The organism is Micromonospora sp. NPDC049801, from assembly GCF_040656575.1.
Lineage (GTDB): Bacteria > Actinomycetota > Actinomycetes > Mycobacteriales > Micromonosporaceae > Micromonospora.
This window is the reverse complement of record NZ_JBFAMS010000029.1, coordinates 1-18092: the sequence shown is the minus strand read 5'-3', so window position 1 is coordinate 18092 and position 18092 is coordinate 1. Positions and strand designations below refer to the sequence as shown.

The 18092-nt window shown below is 72.1% G+C and carries 13 protein-coding genes and 1 rRNA gene; 6 read left to right on the top strand and 8 right to left on the bottom strand.

What is annotated here, in order from left to right:
* Positions 1–96: 96 nt before the first annotated feature.
* Entirely contained in the window at positions 97–1725 is a 1629-nt protein-coding gene (locus AB0I89_RS32300; RefSeq protein WP_357134487.1) for a hypothetical protein, read from the top strand.
* Positions 1726–1773: 48 nt separating this feature from the next.
* On the opposite strand, the gene AB0I89_RS32295 is transcribed toward AB0I89_RS32300, so the two are convergent.
* The 3 genes from AB0I89_RS32295 to AB0I89_RS32285 form a co-directional block, all read right to left on the bottom strand.
* Entirely contained in the window at positions 1774–2463 is a 690-nt protein-coding gene (locus AB0I89_RS32295) for a lysophospholipid acyltransferase family protein (RefSeq protein WP_357134485.1), read from the bottom strand.
* Between the two features lie 155 nt (positions 2464–2618).
* Positions 2619–5762, bottom strand: a complete 3144-nt coding sequence (gene ileS / locus AB0I89_RS32290; protein WP_357134483.1) for an isoleucine--tRNA ligase — start codon at positions 5760–5762, stop codon at positions 2619–2621.
* 436 nt (positions 5763–6198) lie between these two features.
* Positions 6199–7749, bottom strand: coding sequence for an alkaline phosphatase D family protein (locus AB0I89_RS32285; protein WP_357134481.1), 1551 nt, complete (start codon positions 7747–7749; stop codon positions 6199–6201).
* A 193-nt stretch (positions 7750–7942) separates the two neighbouring features.
* Between AB0I89_RS32285 and AB0I89_RS32280 the strand changes: the two genes are divergently transcribed.
* The 3 genes from AB0I89_RS32280 to sigJ all read left to right on the top strand — a co-directional run bounded on the left by AB0I89_RS32280 (position 7943) and on the right by sigJ (position 10469).
* Entirely contained in the window at positions 7943–9061 is a 1119-nt protein-coding gene (locus AB0I89_RS32280) for an acyltransferase (RefSeq protein WP_357134480.1), read from the top strand.
* 92 nt (positions 9062–9153) lie between these two features.
* The gene (locus tag AB0I89_RS32275; protein ID WP_357134479.1) at positions 9154–9597 is read left to right on the top strand and encodes a carboxymuconolactone decarboxylase family protein; all 444 of its coding nucleotides are present in this window, start codon (positions 9154–9156) and stop codon (positions 9595–9597) included.
* On the top strand, positions 9594–10469 hold the full coding sequence (sigJ, locus tag AB0I89_RS32270; protein WP_357134477.1) for an RNA polymerase sigma factor SigJ: 876 nt from the start codon (positions 9594–9596) through the stop codon (positions 10467–10469). The genes AB0I89_RS32275 and sigJ overlap by 4 nt, the downstream gene beginning before the upstream one ends.
* Positions 10470–10482: 13 nt before the next feature.
* Here the strand turns inward: sigJ and ndk are convergent, their stop codons facing one another.
* A complete protein-coding gene (ndk, locus tag AB0I89_RS32265; RefSeq protein WP_357134476.1) occupies positions 10483–10908 on the bottom strand; it encodes a nucleoside-diphosphate kinase in 426 nt (141 codons plus the stop codon).
* Positions 10909–11050: 142 nt separating this feature from the next.
* Here ndk and AB0I89_RS32260 point away from each other — a divergent pair, with 142 nt between their 5' ends.
* A complete protein-coding gene (locus AB0I89_RS32260; RefSeq protein WP_357134474.1) occupies positions 11051–12553 on the top strand; it encodes a VOC family protein in 1503 nt (500 codons plus the stop codon).
* Positions 12554–12568: 15 nt separating this feature from the next.
* Here AB0I89_RS32260 and AB0I89_RS32255 read toward each other — a convergent pair whose 3' ends face one another.
* The 3 genes from AB0I89_RS32255 to AB0I89_RS32245 are packed head-to-tail and all read right to left on the bottom strand — an operon-like array spanning position 12569 to position 17039.
* A complete protein-coding gene (locus tag AB0I89_RS32255; RefSeq protein ID WP_357134472.1) occupies positions 12569–13093 on the bottom strand; it encodes a DUF4233 domain-containing protein in 525 nt (174 codons plus the stop codon).
* Complete coding sequence (locus AB0I89_RS32250; protein ID WP_355053152.1) at positions 13090–14424, bottom strand: folylpolyglutamate synthase/dihydrofolate synthase family protein; 1335 nt, start codon at positions 14422–14424, stop codon at positions 13090–13092. Before AB0I89_RS32250 ends, AB0I89_RS32255 begins: the two co-directional genes overlap by 4 nt.
* Positions 14421–17039 (bottom strand): valine--tRNA ligase, encoded by a 2619-nt coding sequence (locus AB0I89_RS32245; protein WP_357134469.1) that lies wholly within the window; start codon positions 17037–17039, stop codon positions 14421–14423. Before AB0I89_RS32245 ends, AB0I89_RS32250 begins: the two co-directional genes overlap by 4 nt.
* Before the next feature lie 69 nt (positions 17040–17108).
* On the opposite strand from AB0I89_RS32245, the gene AB0I89_RS32240 reads away from it, so the two are divergent.
* Positions 17109–17795 (top strand): hypothetical protein, encoded by a 687-nt coding sequence (locus AB0I89_RS32240; protein WP_357134468.1) that lies wholly within the window; start codon positions 17109–17111, stop codon positions 17793–17795.
* Positions 17796–18007: 212 nt separating this feature from the next.
* Here AB0I89_RS32240 and rrf read toward each other — a convergent pair.
* Positions 18008–18092: ribosomal RNA gene (gene rrf / locus AB0I89_RS32235) — 5S ribosomal RNA — on the bottom strand; the annotation flags it as partial.

The window sequence follows — 18092 nt, the reverse complement described above, 5'->3', positions numbered from 1 at the left end:
CCGCGCCGGCCGACCCGAGCCCCGCGCCCGGTGCCCGGGCGGCGGTGGTGGCGGCACGGTACTAACCTCGGACCGGCGCGAGAGGAGATTGCCGCGATGCCGGAGCCCCAGCCGGGAGCACGGCCGGCCGACGGGCGCACCCCTGGCCCGAGGCCGGACGACGCTCCGGCGGTCGCCGACGAGTCGACCTCCCCACCCGTACCCCCGAATCAGCCGGCCGCCCCCGACGGCCCGGAACCCCCGGTCGAACCGACCGCCGCCGCCCCGGCGGAGGCGGCGACGCCCGAGCCCGCGGCGAAGCCGGACCCGACGCTGTCCGAGCCCGCGGCGAAGCCGGACCCGACGCTGTCCGAGCCGGCGGCCGAGCCGGACCCGACGGCACAGCAGCCGGCGGCCGAGCCGGACCCGACGGCACAGCAGCCGGCGGCCGAGCCGGACCCGACGGCGCAGAAGCCGGCAGCCGGGCCGGACCCGACGGCGAAGGAGCCGGCGGCCGAGCCCGAGCCGGCCGACAAGCCCGAGCCGCACCCGACTTCCCCGGAGCCCGCGGCCGAGGCCAGGCCGGCTGCCGGGCCCGAACCCACGGCCCGCGAGCGCGTGGGTGAGGGCCCCGACTCCCCCGCCGCGCCGCCCGCGCCCCGGTGGAGCGGATCCGCGCCGGTTCCGCCTGCGCTGCCGCGTCGGCGCGCCTGGGGGGAGTCGGCCGAGCCGACCCCGCCGCCGCCGTTGCCGGAGCAGCCGCTCGAGCACCGCACCCCGGTCGACCCGTGGGCCGGGGTGGACACCGGCGGCTGGGACCTGCCGTCCGCCGAACTGCCTCCGCTGCCGCCGACGCTGGGCTACCCGGTCCCGCCGGCCACCCGGCAGTGGTCCGGGCCGCCGGTCGGCGCGCATCCCGTCTCACCGCCGCCGGTCGGGACGCACCCCGTCTCGCCGCCGCTCCACCACCAACCCGCCGCCCACCCACCGCCGGCCTACCTGCCGCCGGTCGCCTACCCGCCACCGCACGCCCGACCTGCCCCGCCGCATCCACCCACCGCCGCCGGGCCCGCCGCGCCGGTCCGCCCGGCGCCGCCGGCCCGGGTGCCGAAGCAGCGCCGGGGGCGGGGTCCGACCGCGCCGCCGCCGCTCGGGGAGGCCGCCAAGGGGTACCCGCCCCCTCGACCACGGCGCCGCCGGCGTCGCTGGCCGTGGCTGCTGCTGCTCAGCCTGGCCTGCTGCTGTGGCTGCCCCGCCTACTACGGCCTGCCGATCTCGTCCCAGTACCCGGCCAGCGCCGCGCTGCCCGAGCAGGTCGCCGACCTGAGCCTGCGGCAGGACGACGGCAGCTCCGAGACGGCCAAGCAGTTGGAGAAAGAGGTACGCCAGGAGCACCTGCTGGCCGAGGACACCTTCGCGGGCGTCTACCGGACGGCGGACGGCAAGCAGGTGACGGTATTCGGCGGCACCGGCTTCCGGCTGACCCCCGAGGCGGACGCGGACGAGGAGATCACGCGGCTCGGTGAGCGCTACGCGCTGGAGGCCCCCGAGACGGTGCGGACCGGCGTACGGGGTCGGTACGAGCGCTGCGCGATCGGTCGACCAGCCGGGGGCGACGTGGTGGTGTGCACCTCGGTCGACCACGGCAGCATCGCCACCGGGGTGTTCACCCGGCTCTCCGTCTCGGACAGCGCGACGTTGCTCGACACCCTGCGCACGCAGATCGTCCAGCCCAAGCAGGGCTGAGTCGCATCCGGGCCGCCGCTCGCGGGCATCCGGACGGCCTGGGCGGGGTCAGACCTCGCTGGCCGGGTCGGTGTCGGCGCGCTTCGGCGCGTACCGGGGGATGTACTCCTGGCCGGTGAGCTTCTGGATCTCGCTCATCACCTCGTCGGTCATCTGCCGCAGCGAGGTGCGATCGTCCGGGCGGCCGGTGAAGTCCAGCGGCTTGCCGAACTTCACGGTGATCTTGGCAGTGCCGGGGCGGGGTACCCGCGCCCCGATCGGCTGCGCCTTGTCGGTGCCGACCGTGCCCACCGGGATGATCGGCACACCGGCGGCGACCGCCAGCCGGGCCGCCCCGGTCCGACCCCGGTAGAGCTTGCCGTCCGGGGAACGGGTGCCCTCCGGGTAGACCACCACCAGGTCACCGCCCCGCAACGCCGGGATGGCGGCGTCGAAGGCGGACAGCGCGGCGCGCCCACCGGCCCGTTCGACCGGGATGGCGCCCAGACCGGTGAGGACGAACTTCGAGAACGCGCCCTTCGCGCCGGTGCCGGTGAAGTACTCGGACTTGGCCCAGAACGCCAGGTGCCGGGGCACCACCGTGCCGAGGAACAGCTCGTCCGCCACCGAGAGGTGGTTGCCGGCGAAGATCGCGCCGCCGGTCTCCGGCACGTGTTCCAGACCCTCCACGGTCGGGCGGAACGCCAACCGCAGCGCGGGCGCCACGGTGAGCTTGCCGATGGTGTAGAGCAGGGGCACTGGTCCTCCGGCAGATGAGGTGCGAGCAGGCGGTGTCACGGTAGCGGACGCCCCCACACCCCACCGACGGAGGTGGGAGGCGTCCGCGTCCCGACAGTGCTGGGTGTAAGGAAGGGCCCCTTCCTATACACCAGGCGTTAGAAAGGGGCCCTTCCTTACACCCGACGGACAGTGACCGTCACCCGCTCGCCCTCGCCGACCTCACCGGCGAAACCGTCGAGGCCCTCGGCGAAGTCGACCGAGTCGGCCAGCACCTCACCCGACACGAACTCCAGGTACGCCCCGACCGCGGCGCGCACCTCGTCGGACGCCGACACCGCCACCACGATCCGGTCCGAGACGTCCAGGTCGGCGTCGCGGCGGGCCTGCTGCACCACCCGCACCACGTCGCGGGCCAGGCCCTCGGCGGCCAGCTCGGGGGTGACCTCGGTGTCGAGCACCACCACGCCCTCGCCACCGGGCAGCGGCGCGGAGTGCTCGGCGTCGGCGGCCACGAGACGCAGCTCGTACTCGCCCTCGGCCAGGGTGATGCCGGCCGCCACCGGCGCGCCCTCGACCAGCTCCCAGTCACCCGCCTTGACCGCCTTGATCACCTGCTGGACCTGCTTGCCGACGCGCGGGCCGAGCGCCCGGGGCACCACGGTCAACACCTGCTCGCAGTACGCGGACAGCTCGGCGCTGAACTCCACCGCCTTCACGTTGACCTCGTCGGCGATCAGGTCGGCGAACGGGCGCAGTTGCTCGGCCACCGGGGACGCCACGGTCAACGTCGACAGCGGCAGCCGTACGCGCAGCCCCTTGGCCTTGCGCAGCGACAGCGCCGCCGAGGCGACCGCCCGCACGTTGTCCATGGCCGCCACCAGGTCGTGGTCGGCCGGGAACTCCTCGGCGGACGGCCAGTCGGTCAGGTGCACCGACCGCTCGCCCGTCAGGCCACGCCAGATCTCCTCCGCGGTCAGCGGCGCGAGCGGCGCCACCACCCGGCAGAGCGTCTCCAGCACGGTCGACAGCGTGTCGAAGGCGTTGGCGTCACCCGACCAGAACCGGTCCCGGGACCGGCGCACGTACCAGTTGGTCAGCGCGTCCAGGTAGGACCGGACGGTGGCGCACGCGCCGGAGATGTCGTACGCGTCCATCTGCGCGCCGACCGTCGACACCAGCTCGTTGGTCTTGGCCAGGATGTACCGGTCGAGCAGGTGCGTCGAGTCGGTGCGCCGCCGCGCCTGGTACCCGTCCGCGTTGGCGTAGAGCGAGAAGAAGTACCAGACGTTCCACAGCGGCAGCAGCACCTGGCGTACCGCGTCGCGGATCAGCGTCTCGGTGACCGCCATGTCCCCGCCGCGCAGCACCGGCGAGGACATCAGCATCCAGCGCATCGCGTCCGACCCGTACGAGTCGAAGACGTGGTAGACGTCCGGGTAGTTGCGCAGGCTCTTGGACATCTTGCGCCCGTCCGAGCCGAGCAGGATGCCGTGGCTCAGGCAGTTGCGGAACGCCGGCCGGTCGAACAGCGCGGTGGCCAGCACGTGCATGGTGTAGAACCAGCCGCGGGTCTGCCCGATGTACTCGACGATGAAGTCACCCGGGTAGTGGTGCTCGAACCAGTCCGCGTTCTCGAACGGGTAGTGTACCTGGGCGAACGGCATCGACCCGGACTCGAACCAGCAGTCCAGCACCTCCGGCACCCGGCGCATCATCGACTGACCGGTCGGGTCGTCCGGGTTGGGGCGGACCAGGTCGTCCACCGCCGGCCGGTGCAGGTCGCTCAGGCGTACGCCGAAGTCCCGCTCGATGTCGGCGAGCGATCCGTAGACGTCCAGGCGCGGATAGTTCGGGTCGTCGGACTTCCACGCCGGGATAGGCGAGCCCCAGAACCGGTTCCGGCTGATCGACCAGTCGCGGGCGTTGGCCAGCCACTTGCCGAACGAGCCGTCCTTGATGTGCCCGGGCGTCCAGTTGATCTCCTGGTTCAGCTCGACCATCCGGTCCCGGAACTGGGTCACCGCCACGAACCACGACGACACCGCCTTGTAGACCAGCGGGGTGTCGCACCGCCAGCAGTGCGGGTACGAGTGGGTGTAGGTGTCCTGCCGCAGCACCACCCCCCGCTCCTTCAGCTCCCGGATCACCGGCTTGTTGACGTCGAAGACCTGCTCACCCTGGTACGGCGGGACCAGCGCGGTGAACCGCGTGTGGTCGTCCACGGTGACGATGGTGGGGATGCCGGCGGCGTTGCAGACGTTCTGGTCGTCCTCGCCGAACGCCGGGGCGAGGTGCACGATCCCGGTGCCGTCCTCGGTGGTGACGAACTCCGCCCCGAGCACCTGGTACGCGTTGTCGCCCGCCTGCTCGACGAGGAAGTCGAACAGCGGTGTGTAACGGCGTCCGACCAGGTCCCGGCCGTACACCGTGCCGACCTGCTCGTACCCGTCCAGCTCCTTGGCGTACGCGCCGAGCCGCGCCGCCCCCACGACGAACCGCTCCCCGTCGCGTTCGAGCACGGCGTACTCGATGTCCGGGCCGACGGCGAGTGCCAGGTTCGACGGCAGGGTCCACGGCGTGGTGGTCCAGACACCCAGCTTGACCGGCCCGCGCAGCAACTCCGGGGCGGAGTCGTCGGCGGTCAGCCCGAACCACACGGTCAGCGTCGGGTCGTGCCGGTCCCGGTAGACGTCGTCCATCCGGGTCTCGGTGTTCGACAGCGGCGTCTCACAGCGCCAGCAGTACGCCAGCACCCGGAAACCCTCGTAGATCAGACCCTTGTCGTGCAGGGTCTTGAAGGCCCACATGACGCTTTCCATGTAGTCCAGGTCGAGGGTCTTGTAGTCGTTGGTGAAGTCGACCCAGCGGGCCTGCCGGTTGATGTACCGCTCCCAGTCCTGGGTGAACTCCAGCACCGACGTGCGGCAGGCCTCGTTGAACCGGGCCACGCCCAGGTCGATGATCTCGGCCTTGCTGGTGATGCCGAGCTGCTTCTCGGCCACCACCTCGGCGGGCAGGCCGTGGCAGTCCCAGCCGAAGCGCCGCTCCACGTGCCGGCCGCGCATCGTCTGGTAGCGCGGCACCACGTCCTTGACGTACCCGGTGAACAGGTGGCCGTAGTGCGGCAGGCCGTTGGCGAACGGCGGGCCGTCGTAGAAGACGTATTCGTTCTTGCCGTCGGTACCGGCGGGGCGGGCCTCGATGCTGGCCTCGAAGGTCTTGTCGGCCGTCCAGTGCTCCAGCACCCGGCGCTCGACCGCGGGCAGGTCCGGGCTCGCCGGGACACCGGCGGCGGGGTCGTGCAGTGGATAGGCCATCGCCTGTCGCTCTCCTCGCAGCTCACTCAACGTGGGTCTGCGAGGACGAACCGTCCGGGGTACGCCGACAACGACGCTCCCCGGGTGGCCCGCGGTACCACCCCGCTTGGCGGTCAGGATCGACCGCCCGCTCATTGGCCGGCTGTGACGGGCCGGACCCGTCCGGTTCTACTGGGCCGGTCACCCGGCTGTTCTTCCGGAGGCTCACCGGTGATGGCCGGGTCATCGCCTTACGGCCTCCAACGATACAAGACCCACCCAGCCCCCCGCCCCCGACTAATCCCCCACCCCCACCCCACCCCCACCCCACCCCACCCCCACCCCCGCCCACCCCCGGTGATCAAGAGGTTTGCGTCAAATTCGCGCCGGATCCTGACGCGAATCTCTTGATCACCAGGGGTGGGCTCCCGGGGGTGGGGGTGGGGGGTGGGTGGGGTCAGGGGGTTGGGAGGGTGGTGGTCCAGAGGGAGGCGCCGTCGCGGTCGCGTAGGTGCACCGTCAGGGCCCCGGATTCGCCGTCGATCTGGACCTCGCCGAAGTGCTGGAAGCCCTCGGCCGGGGAGGTGTTCGCGCGCGGCGGGGCGTGCACGAAGACCGCCTGCGGTCCGAACGTGCCGTCGAGGGCGTTCGGGCCGAACGCGCCGGCGTGCGCCGGGCCGGAGACGAACTCCCAGAACGGCGTGAAGTCACCGACCGCCGCACGGGACGGGTCGTAGTGGTGCGCGGCGGAGTAGTGCACGTCGGCGGTGAGGAAGACCATGCCGGTCACCCCGGCCCGGTGGGTCGCCCGCAGCACCTCGGCGAACTCCAGCTCACGCCCGACCGGCGCGCCCGGATCGCCCTGCGCGACACCCTCCTGCGCGCCCGGACCGTCTGGCACCACGACCCCGATCGGCAGGTCGTTGGCGATCACCTTCCAGGTCGCCGTGGAGCGCTTCAGCTCCCGGATCAGCCACTCCCGCTGCTCGCGGCCGAGCAGACCGCGCTTCGGGTCGGCGTACGTGTTGCCGTCGTTGGGGTCCTTGTGCGTCCGCATGTCCAGCACGAAGACGTCCAGCAGCGGCCCGTACGAGATCCGCCGGTACAGCGGCCCGTTGTCCGGCACCGGCAGCCACTCGTGGAACGCCTGGCTGGCCCGCGCTGCGAGCACGTCGACCCGCTGCTCGGTGTAGCGCGGGTCGTCCAGGATCTCCCCGGGATACCAGTTGTTGAGCACCTCGTGGTCGTCCCACTGGTTGATCTGCGGCACCGCCGCCGCGAACTCCCGCAGGTGCTCGTCGAGCAGGTTGTAGGCGAACTGCCCCCGGTACTCGGTAAGCGTCTCGGCGACCTTGCTCTTCTCCGGGGTGATGAGGTTGCGCCAGATCCGCCCGTCGGGCAGCGTCACCGACTCCACGAGCGGGCCGTCCGCGTAGACCGTGTCGCCGCTGCACAGGTAGAAGTCCGGACGGACCGCGCGCATCGCCCGGAAGATCGACAGCCCGCCGAAGTTCGGATCGATCCCCCAGCCCTGCCCGACGATGTCCCCGGTCCAGACGAACCGCACGTCCCGGCGGCGGTGCCACCCCGGCGCGGTGGTGAACGAACCGGTCAACGGCTCGCTGACCACCCCGTGCCGGTCCAGGCTCTCCACCCGCACCCGGTAGTGCAGCCGCTCGGCGTCCGGCAGGCCCCGCAGCCGGACCTTGCCGGTGAAGTCCGCGTTCGGGCCCAACACCGGGCCACGGAGCTGCCGCGCGCCACGGAAGTCGGGGCGGCGGCTCAGTTCGACAAGCATCCGGCCCGGGCGGTCGGCCCGCGTCCAGACCAGCGCCGAATCCGCGGTCACGTCGCCGCTCTGCACCCCGTGGGTGAGCACGGGGCGTCCGGCCGGACGCCAGGCCGGAGCGGCGTTCGCGCCGGCGCCGCCCAACAGGGCGCCGCCGGCGACTCCGGCCCCGGCCACCAGGCCAGCCCGCAGCAGGGTACGTCGATCAAGCTCGGTCATGCTTCCTCCCGGTGATGGGTTGACCCCGTGGGTGTACCGGGCGCAGATGACCGCGGCCGGCGGTCCGGGTGACCGGCGACCGAACGCCTGTTGTCCGAAGGGCACGACCCGGCGGCCAGCGCGGCTTGACCCCGGCGAGAGGCTCGCGCAGACTTCGCCGGTGCGTCCGCTCAGCCATGACGAATTTCAGGCCATGCGTCGATTCCCCGCGCTCGACGGCCTGCGGGCCGTGGCGGCCGTGATGGTCTTCGCCTTCCACTTCGGCGGTCCGTCCTGGGCCTGGTTGACCGGCTGGATCGGCGTACACCTCTTCTTCGTGCTCTCCGGCTTCCTGATCACGACGCTGCTGTTGCGGGAGGAACACCGCTACGGTCGGGTCTCGCTGCGCGCCTTCTACCTGCGGCGGTTCTTCCGGATCATGCCGATGTACCTGCTCGTGCTGTTCCTGACCTGGGGGCTGGCCCGGCTCAACGGCACCGCCGACGCGGTCGAACGCTCGATGCGCTACTACCTGCTGCTGCTCAACGAACTCCTGCCGGCGAACACCCCCTACCTGCACTCCTGGACGATCGGGATCGAGCAGAAGTTCTACCTGCTCTGGCCGGCGATCGCCTTCGTGCTGGTGACCGGCGCCTTCCGGCGCCGGCTCGCCGTGACCCTCGCGCTCCTCGTGCTCCTCGTCGCGCTGATCCCGCCGCAGATCGGCTGGCTGAGCTGGCCCATCCACTACGTGGCGATCCTGCTCGGCTGCCTGACGGCCGTGCTCATGCACCACCCACGCGGCTTCGCCCTGTTCCGGCCGCTGACCCACCCGGTCACCGCCAGCGTGGTGATCGTGGCCTTCGCCGCGGTGCAGGTGGCCGTGCGGTACTGGCCGGCCCGCTTCGGCCAGGAGGCGCTGATCGGCTGCTACGCGGCGGCGGCCGCGCTGCTGCTGCCGGCGCTGCTGTCGCGCAGCGTCCTGGCCCGTGTGCTGGGGCTGCGGCCGCTGGTGTTCGTGGGCGAACGGTCGTACTCGATGTACCTGGTCCAGTCCATCGCGGCGTGGGCGGCGGTCGGGCTGCTGCCCGCGGTGGGTCGGCACAACACCACCATCTTCGTGGCCGCCGTGGTGGTGGCGTTGGTCCTCGCGGACGTGCTCTACCGCTGGGTGGAGCTACCGATGATCAAGGTGGGCCGCGACCTGGCCGCCCGGGTGTCGCGACCCGTACCCCGCGACCAGGACCGCCCGTCCGGTGACGTCGACGGCGTCGTCCGGATCCCCCGCCCCCGCGAGGTGCTCCCGGACACCGTCCCCGCGACCCGCGGCTGACCCCCTCGACGTGACCGGGCTCATAGCCCCGGTTGTCACAGCGCGACCGGTCGGACCGTCGTAGCGGTGTCGAACCGATCAAGGAGGTTGCCGTGCAACGGATGAAGCTTTTCGAGGTCGCGCCGCAGGGATACCAGGCCGTGTCAGGTCTGGAGAAGTACGTCCAGGCGAACGTCGACCACACCGTGCTGGAGCTGGTCAAGCTGCGGGCGTCGATACTGAACGGCTGCGCGTACTGCGTGGACATGCACAGCCGCGACGCCCTCGCCGCCGGCGAGTCGAGCCGGCGGCTGTTCGCGGTGGCCGCCTGGCGGGAGGCGCTGTCGTTCTTCAACGAGCGGGAGCAGACCGCGCTGGCGCTCACCGACGCGGTGACCCGGCTCGGCGAGCACGGGGTGTCGGACGAGGTGTGGGACGCCGCCGCGAAAATCTGGTCGGAGAAGGAGTTGGCCGATCTGGTCCTCGCGATCGCCACAATCAACGTGTGGAATCGCATCGCCGTGACGACGCACACGGAGCCCCCGGCGCAGGTGTGACGACCGAGGCGGCAGAGGCGGCCGGTGCGCTCCAGGCGCACCGGCCGATGCTGCTCGGGCTCGCCTACCGGCTGCTCGGCAGCCGGCACGACGCGGAGGACGTGCTCCAGGAGGCGTACCTGCGCTGGCTGGGCGTGGACCGGTCGACGGTGGCCGAGCCGCGCCGCTACCTGTCCCGGGTGGTGACCCGGCTCGCGTTGGACCGGCTGCGGACCCGGCAGGCGGCCCGCGAGACGTACGTCGGACCGTGGCTGCCCGAGCCGGTGCCGACCGAGCCCTCGCCGTTCGGCCCGCTGGACCGCGCGGAGCTGCGGGACTCGCTGTCCACCGCGCTGCTGCACGTGCTGGAACGGCTCACGCCGCCGGAGCGTGCCGTGTACGTCCTGCGCACCGCGTTCGACCTGCCGTACGCCGAGATCGCGGAGATCCTGGACCGGACCCCGCAGGACTGCCGTCAGCTGTACCACCGGGCGAACACGCGCGTACGCCAGGAGGACCGCCGCTTCACGGCCAGCCGGTCCGAGCGTGAGCGGTTGCTGGAGGCGTTCCTCGCCGCCGCCCGGAACGGGGACCTGGCGACGCTCACCCGTCTGGTGGCCGCGGACGTCACGGCGTGGAACGACGGTGGAGGTCGCGTCCGTTCCGCGCGCAACCCGGTGCGCGGTGCGGACCGGGTCGCCCGGTTCTACGCCGAGATCTACGGCCCACGCCGCGAGTGGACGGCGCGGCGGGTCGAGTTGAACGGCGAACCCGCCATCCTGCTCACCCGCGGCGACGGCGGCCGCTACACGATGACCGTCACCGCCGCCGCCGGTCGGATCACCGGGATCTACGTGGTGGGCAATCCGGAGAAGCTACCCCCGGCCGCCTGAAATCGTGAGGTCGTCAGCCCAGCTCGGGGAACCAGAGCGCGATCTCGCGCTTGGCGCTGTCCGGCGAGTCGGAGGCGTGCACCAGGTTCTCCCGGTTGGAGAGCGACAGGTCACCGCGGATGGTGCCGGCGGCGGCCTTGCGGCCGTCGGTCGCGCCGACCAGCCCCCGGACCACGTCGATGACCTGGTCGCCGGAGAGGACCAGGGCGACCAGCGGACCGCCGGTCATGAAGTCCTTCAGCGGCGGGTAGAACGCCTTGTCGACGTGCTCGGCGTAGTGCGCGTCCGCGAGCGCGGCGTCCATGGTCCGGTGCACCATCGCGTCGATCCGCAGCCCTTTGCGCTCGAAGCGGGAGAGGAGCTCGCCGACCAGGCCGCGGCGGACCGCGTCGGGCTTGATCAGCACGAGGCTGCGCTCTTCCGGGCTGTCGTTGGACACGCTGGGTTCCTCCTGTACGCGCAGAACGCTTGGGCTCGGTACGGTCAGCGTAGCGACCCGGTCCCGGCGCCGGCGCGGCGGCCGGTCTTTCCACCGGTGGCCGATCCGGCCTAGCCTGGCCCTGACCCCCGGGAGGTCCACTGTGGCGAATGGCGGGAACCGGCCCATCGCGCCGGTACGCAAGCTGGTCGGCACGGTGCTCGGCACCGTGGCCACCTTCGTCGTCCTCTTCGGGCTGGGCATGACCAGCTGGGCCATCGTCGCGCTCGGCGTCGCCCTGCTGGTGCTGGCGATCGCGCTGGCCACCGTGAAGGGCGGCGGGCGCACCTGGGTGGTCGGCGTGGCGCACGTGCACAGCGCCTCCGAACCACCCACCCAGTACGCGTTCGGCCGGTGCGAGCTGCAACTGGTCATCGACGCGCCCGGCCTGCCGCCCCGATCCAAGAAGATCATCGAGCCGCGGGTGCCGGTCTCCAAGTGGCCGTCGTTGGGCCAGACCCTGCCCATCCGGGTCGCGCTCGACGACCAGCGGCACGTCAAGGTCCTCTGGGACGAGGTGCCCACCCACGCCGAGACCGCCGCGGCCGTCGCGGACCTGCCGCCCGAGTTCGGCGACCTCGACCCCGGCGACGAGGTGCTGATCGAGCAGGACGCCCCGCCCTGGGCGGACCGCGCGCCCGACGACGACTTCCGGGACGCGCGCGGCGGCGACCCGTTCGGCCCCGACCCGTTCGGCGACCCGCGCGGCCCCGATCCGTTCCGCGACCCGCGCGGCGGCGACCCGTTCCGCGACCAGCGCGGTCCCGACCCCCTGCGCGACGACCGGTCCGTCGTATCCGACGAGCGCGAGCCGGTGGTGGTGAGCCAGGCCCCGGGCGGCCCGGTGGTCCTCGAAGGCGTCGTCGTCGAGCAACAGCCCGGCGCGGGACTGCCCCGCCGGGCCACGCCCGCACCCCGGCCCCCGGCCGAGGAGCACTTCGACCAGCCCGGCGTCGACCCGGACGACCCGGACGACGTCCGTGCCGCCGAGTCCGACGACGACCCCGTGGACGCGGAAGCGCAGGCCCGGTCCGCACCGAGCGCGGACCGGCCGACCGACGCCCCGCCGACGCAGCGGACCGGCCCGCTCGCTACCGACCCGCTGGACCCGCTGGACCTGCCGCTGGACGACCCGACCCCGGCGGGAGCGGCCCGCGAGACCGTCACCGCCGAGGCCCTGGACGAGGCGATCTTCGGGTACGACGGAGCGTCGGCGGCGGACCCGGCCGGTCCCATCAGCGGCGTCGGACTGACCCTGCTGGTCACCGACCTGGCCCGATCGCTCGGTTTCTACCGGGACATGCTCGGCTTCTCCGAGGTCGACCAGGGCACCGGCAACGCGGTGCTCGCCTTCGGCTCGACCCGGCTGGTGCTGCGCGAGGTGACCGGGGCGGCGCCCATCAGTCGCCGGCTCGTGCACGTCAACCTCGAGGTGGACGACATCGAGGCGGCGTACGGACGGCTGCGCGGATCCGGTGTCCGCTTCACGTACGCCCCACGCGTGGTCAACCGGGGCAGCAGGCTGGAGGTGTGGGCGGCGGCCTTCCGGGACCCGGACGGCCACGGCATCGCCCTGACCCAGTGGCGCGAACGCGCCGACGCCTGACCCGACCCTCGGGGGTCAGCCGAGGATGACCCGGCGGACGTGCAACGCGTACGCCCAGACCAGCGCGAAGATGATGCCCAGCACGAGCAGCGACCAGTGCAGCAGCCCGGCCAGCATCAGCAGGCCCTGCAACACGGTGCCGGCGTGCCAGGCCCAGGGACGCCGCATCATGCCGGCCAGCAGGATGGCGGCCACCGCCAGGGCCACCACCACGGCGATCGCCGCGCCGCCCAGGTCACCGCCGACCACCCGGATCGGTTGGATGGCCAGCAGCAGCACCAGCGCCTCCAGGCCGAGCGTTCCCGCGCCGAGACCCCGTACGGCCGCCTGCGGGTTCCGCAGGCCGGAGCGCCGTACCTGCCCGGCCTCCGGCTCCCCCGCCGTCGATGCGGCCGTGTCCTGGTCCGGAGCGCTCCGACCGCGGTCCGGACCGGTCGCGTCGTCGGTGGCGCGCGGGTCGCGGTCCAGGTCGGTGGCGCGCGGGTCGCGGTCCAGGTCGGTCGCGTCGGTGGCGCGGGGGTCGCGCTCGGGGCCGGTCATCGCTTCAGCAGCCGGCGGGCGTCGGCGACCGTGACCACCGAACCCGTCACCAGGACACCGACGCCGCTGAGCTCACCGGGTACGTCCTCCTCGGCCAGCGCGACCGCCAGTTCGATCGCGTCCGGCACCTCCTCGGCCACCTCGACGCGCTCCTCGCCGAAGATCTCGACGGCAAGCGCGGCGAGCTCCTTCGTCGGCATCGCCCGTGGCGAGCTGTTGCGGGTGACCACCACGACGTCGGCCACCGGCTCCAGCAGCTCCAGCAGGCTGCTCGCGTCCTTGTCGGCGAGGACGCCCACCAGCGCCACCAGCTTGCTGAACGCGAACTCCTCCTGCAGCGCGGTCACCGTCGCGGCCATACCGTGCGGGTTGTGCGCGCCGTCCAGCAGGACGGTCGGAGCGCTGCGGACCCGCTCCAACCGGCCCGGGGAGCTGGCCGTCGCGAACCCCTCCCGGACGGCCTCGACGTCCAACTGACGGCGGGCCCCGGCACCGAGGAACGCCTCCACGGCGGCGAGCGCCACCGCCGCGTTCTGCGCCTGGTGCGCGCCGTGCAGGGGGATGAACACGTCGTCGTAGACGCCACCGAGGCCCTGCAGCTTGAGCACCTGCCCGCCGACGGCGACCGCCCGGCTCAGCACGCCGAACTCGGCGCCCTCACGGGCGATGGTGGCGCCCACCTCGGAGCAGCGTTCGAGCAGGGGACGCGCGGCCTCCTCCTCCTGCGCCGCCGAGATCACGGTGGCGCCCGGGTGGATGATGCCGGCCTTGGCCAGCGCGATGTCCTGGAGCGTGTCGCCGAGCCACTCGGTGTGGTCCAGGCCGATCGGCGTGATCACGCAGACGCCGGCCTGGATGACGTTGGTGGCGTCCTCGGCGCCGCCGAGACCCACCTCGACCACGGCGATGTCGACGGGCGCGTCGGCGAACGTGGCGAACGCCAACGCGGTCGTCATGTCGAAGTACGTCAGCGGCTCGTCCGAGCGCGCGTCGACCAGCTCGGCCAGCGGCTTGATCTCCCCGTACACCGCGGCGAAGCGCTCCTCGCTCACCGGCTCCCCGTCCAGGCTGATCCGCTCCCGGACGGTCTCCAGGTGCGGACTCGTGTACCGGCCGGTGTGCAGCCCGAACGCCCGCAGCAGCGAGTCGATCATCCGTGCGGTGGACGTCTTGCCGTTGGTGCCGGTGAGGTGGATCGACGGGTACGCCCGCTGCGGACTCCCGAGCAGGTCGAGCAGCGACTCGATGCGGTCCAGCTCGAACACCATGCGGGTGAAACCGCGGGCGTTCAGCTCGGCTTCGGCGGCGGCGAAATCGGTACGGTCGGTCACGAGGTAAGCGTCTCCAGAGCGGCGTCGATCCGGACCAGGTCGGCCTCGGCGGTGGCGAGCCGGTCGCGGATCTTCGCGACGACCGGCTCGGGGGCCTTGCCGATGAAGGCCGGGTTGTCGAGCTTCGCCCGGGCCTGCGCGACCTCCTTCTGGGCGGCCGCGCGGTCCTTGGTCAGCCGGGCCCGCTCGGCGGCCACGTCGATCGACCCCCGGGTGTCCAACGCGACACCTACCGCGCCGGGCATGGCCAACGTCGCGCTGGCCTGGAAGTCGTCACCGGCGGGGTCCAGCCGAACCAGCGACCGGATCAGCGGCTCGTGGGCCGCGATGCCGGCCCCGGCCAGCCCGTCCAGGCGGGCCGCGACCCGCTGCGTCGGGCGTAGCCCCTGGTCGGAACGGAACCGGCGGATCTCGGTGACCACCCGCTGCACGGCGGCCAGCTCGACCTCGGCGGCGTCGTCGATGAGCGACCGGTCGGCCACCGGCCAGGCGACGGCCTGCACCGTCTCGCCGCCGGTCAGCGCGAGCCACAACTCCTCGGTGACGAACGGGATGACCGGGTGCAGCAGCCGCAGCAGCTGGTCCAGGACGTGGCCGAGAACCCGGCGGGTCACGTCGGCCCGCTCACCGCCCTCGGCGAGCACCGGCTTGCTCAGCTCGACGTACCAGTCGCAGACGTCGTCCCAGGCGAAGTGGTAGAGCAGGTCACACACCTTGGCGAACTCGTACGCCTCGAACTGCTCGTCGACCTCGGCGGTGACGTGCGCCAGCCGGGACAGGACCCACCGGTCGACGGTGGAGAGCTGCTCGACGGGCGGCAGGTCGCCGGTCGTGTGCGCGCCGTTCATCAACGCGAACCGGGTGGCGTTCCAGAGCTTGTTGCAGAAGTTACGCGAGCCCTGGCACCACTCCTCGCTGACCGGCACGTCCTGGCCGGGGTTCGCGCCCCGGGCCAGGGTGAACCGGGTCGCGTCGGCGCCGTACCTGTCGATCCAGTCCAGCGGGTCGACCACGTTGCCGAACGACTTCGACATCTTCTTGCCGAACTGGTCGCGCACCATGCCGTGCAACGCGACCACGTCGAAGGGCGGCCGGCCGTCCATCGCGTAGAGGCCGAACATCATCATCCGGGCGACCCAGAAGAACAGGATGTCGTACCCGGTGACCAGCACGCTGGTCGGATAGAACTTCGCCAGGTCCGGGGTCTCTTCCGGCCAACCCAGGGTGGAGAACGGCCACAGGCCGCTGGAGAACCAGGTGTCGAGGACGTCCTCGTCCTGGTGCCAACCCTCGCCGGTCGGCGGCGTCTCGTCGGGGCCGACGCAGACGATCTCGCCGGCCGGGCCGTACCAGACCGGGATGCGGTGCCCCCACCAGAGCTGGCGGGAGATGCACCAGTCGTGCATGTTGTCGACCCAGGCGAAGTAGCGCTTCGCCAGCTCGGCCGGCTCGATACGGACCCGACCGTCGCGCACCGCGTCACCGGCGGCCTGCGCGAGCGGGGCGGTGTTGACGAACCACTGCAGCGACAGCCGCGGCTCGACCGTCGTCTTGCAACGCGAACAGTGACCGACGGCGTGCACGTACGGGCGCTTCTCGGCGACGATCCGGCCCTGTTCGCGCAGCGCCGCGACGATCGCCGGCCGCGCCTCGAACCGGTCCAGCCCTTCGAACGGGCCGGGCACGGTGATCACGCCGCGCTCGTCCATGACGGTCAGCGCGGGCAGGTCGTGTCGCTGGCCGATCTCGAAGTCGTTCGGGTCGTGGGCGGGGGTCACCTTGACCATGCCGGTGCCGAAGGACGGGTCGACGTGCGCGTCGGCGACGATCGGGATCCGTCGGCCGGTGAGCGGCAGCTCGACCTCGGTGCCGATCAGGTGCTGGTAGCGCTCGTCGTCGGGGTGCACCGCCACGGCGGTGTCGCCGAGCATCGTCTCGGCCCGCGTGGTGGCCACCACGACCTCGTCGCTGTAGCGGATCGAGATCAGCTCACCGTCGTCGTCGGTGTGCTCGACCTCGATGTCCGACAGTGCGGTCAGGCAGCGCGGACACCAGTTGATGATCCGGTTGGCCCGGTAGATGAGGCCGTCGTCGAAGAGCTTCTTGAAGATCGTCTGGACCGCGCGACTCAGGCCGGCGTCCATGGTGAAGCGCTCCCGCTCCCAGTCGACGGAGTCGCCGAGGCGGCGCATCTGGCCGAGGATCTTGCCACCGGACTCGGCCTTCCACTGCCAGACCCGCTCGACGAACTTCTCCCGACCGAGGTCGTGCCGCGACAGCCCTTCGGCGGCGAGCTGACGCTCGACCAGGTTCTGGGTGGCGATGCCGGCGTGGTCCATGCCGGGCAGCCACAGCGCCTCGAAGCCCTGCATCCGCTTGCGACGGGTCAGGGCGTCCATGAGCGTGTGCTCGAACGCGTGGCCCATGTGCAGGGAGCCGGTGACGTTCGGCGGCGGAATGACGATGGTGAAGGGGGGCTTGTCGCTGTCGGCGGAGGCCCGGAAGTGCCCAGCGGCTACCCACTGCTCGTACCGCCGCTGCTCTACCTCGCCAGGCTGGTACTGGCCGGCAAGGGTCGGGGCGTCGGGGCGTCGGGCATCCAGTCTCTCGGTCACCCGACAAGTCTACGAAGGGCTTCTGCGGACCTGACGTGCGCCACCTGTCGTTCGCGTACGGTGTCGGCTATGTCCGACGCACATCTCACCGAGCGGTCACTCGACCACGGCCGCGAGCCGGTCGAACTGACCGAGGAGCCGATCCAGCTGAGCACTCGGGACACCGGCGGCGATCCCGACGAGCGGTCCGGTGGCTGGTCCCGCCGCCGCCGGATCGGCTGGACGGTCGCCCTGGTTGTCGGCCTCGCGGGCGCGGGTGTGCTGGGGGTCGGCGGGTGGCGTGTGGCGCAGCAGAAGGACACCCGGCTGACCTCGCCCGAGCGGGTGGCGGGGTTGACGCGGGACGACAGCGAGCGCGCCAAGAGCACGGCGGACTACCTGCGCAGCGGCCTGGCCGCCGACATCGACCTGGACCGGAGCTTTGGCACCGTCTACCGCGACCCCGCCGACGACAAGCGCGCGGTCCTGGTCTTCGGCGGCACGACGCTGCTCTGGCAACCCGAGCGCGACCTGGACAGCCTCTTCGGCCTGATGTCCGACGAGACCGGGGCGGTGACGGGGCTGCGTAAGGTGCCTGCGGGCAAGCTGGGTGGAGTGATGAAGTGCGGCAGCACGAGCGGTGAGGGCGGCGACTTCGCGGTGTGCGGTTGGGCCGACCACGGCAGCGTCGTGATGGCGATGTTCCCCGGCAGGTCGGTGACCGACGCGGGCGCCCTCCTGGGCGACCTCCGCAACGAAATGCAATCCCGAACCTAACCCCTCCGCACCCTCCCGCCAGCCCTCTCCAGACCCCCCTTCGCGGCGTGTTGATCATGAAGTTGTTGCCACTGTCATCGGCGTGTCATCGCAAAAACTTCATGATCACCAGTGCCGAATGGGGGCCGGGGGCGCGGGACAAGGGGTGGGGTTCTTCTTGGGGGGAATGCAGGAATGGCCACCCCCATAGGGGTGGCCATTCCTGAAAGATTGTCCGGCGGTGTCCTACTCTCCCACACCCTCACGAGTGCAGTACCATCGGCGCTGGAGGGCTTAGCTTCCGGGTTCGGAATGTGA

Excerpts from the sequence above, each read along its gene's own strand:
- ileS (WP_357134483.1), bottom strand. The coding sequence starts at position 5,762 with ATGGCCTATCCACTGCACGACCCCGCCGCCGGTGTCCCGGCGAGCCCG.
- AB0I89_RS32240 (WP_357134468.1), top strand. The coding sequence starts at position 17,109 with ATGTCCGACGCACATCTCACCGAGCGGTCACTCGACCACGGCCGCGAG.
- AB0I89_RS32280 (WP_357134480.1), top strand. The coding sequence starts at position 7,943 with ATGCGTCGATTCCCCGCGCTCGACGGCCTGCGGGCCGTGGCGGCCGTG.
- AB0I89_RS32285 (WP_357134481.1), bottom strand. The coding sequence starts at position 7,749 with ATGACCGAGCTTGATCGACGTACCCTGCTGCGGGCTGGCCTGGTGGCC.
- AB0I89_RS32255 (WP_357134472.1), bottom strand. The coding sequence starts at position 13,093 with ATGACCGGCCCCGAGCGCGACCCCCGCGCCACCGACGCGACCGACCTG.
- AB0I89_RS32300 (WP_357134487.1), top strand. The coding sequence starts at position 97 with ATGCCGGAGCCCCAGCCGGGAGCACGGCCGGCCGACGGGCGCACCCCT.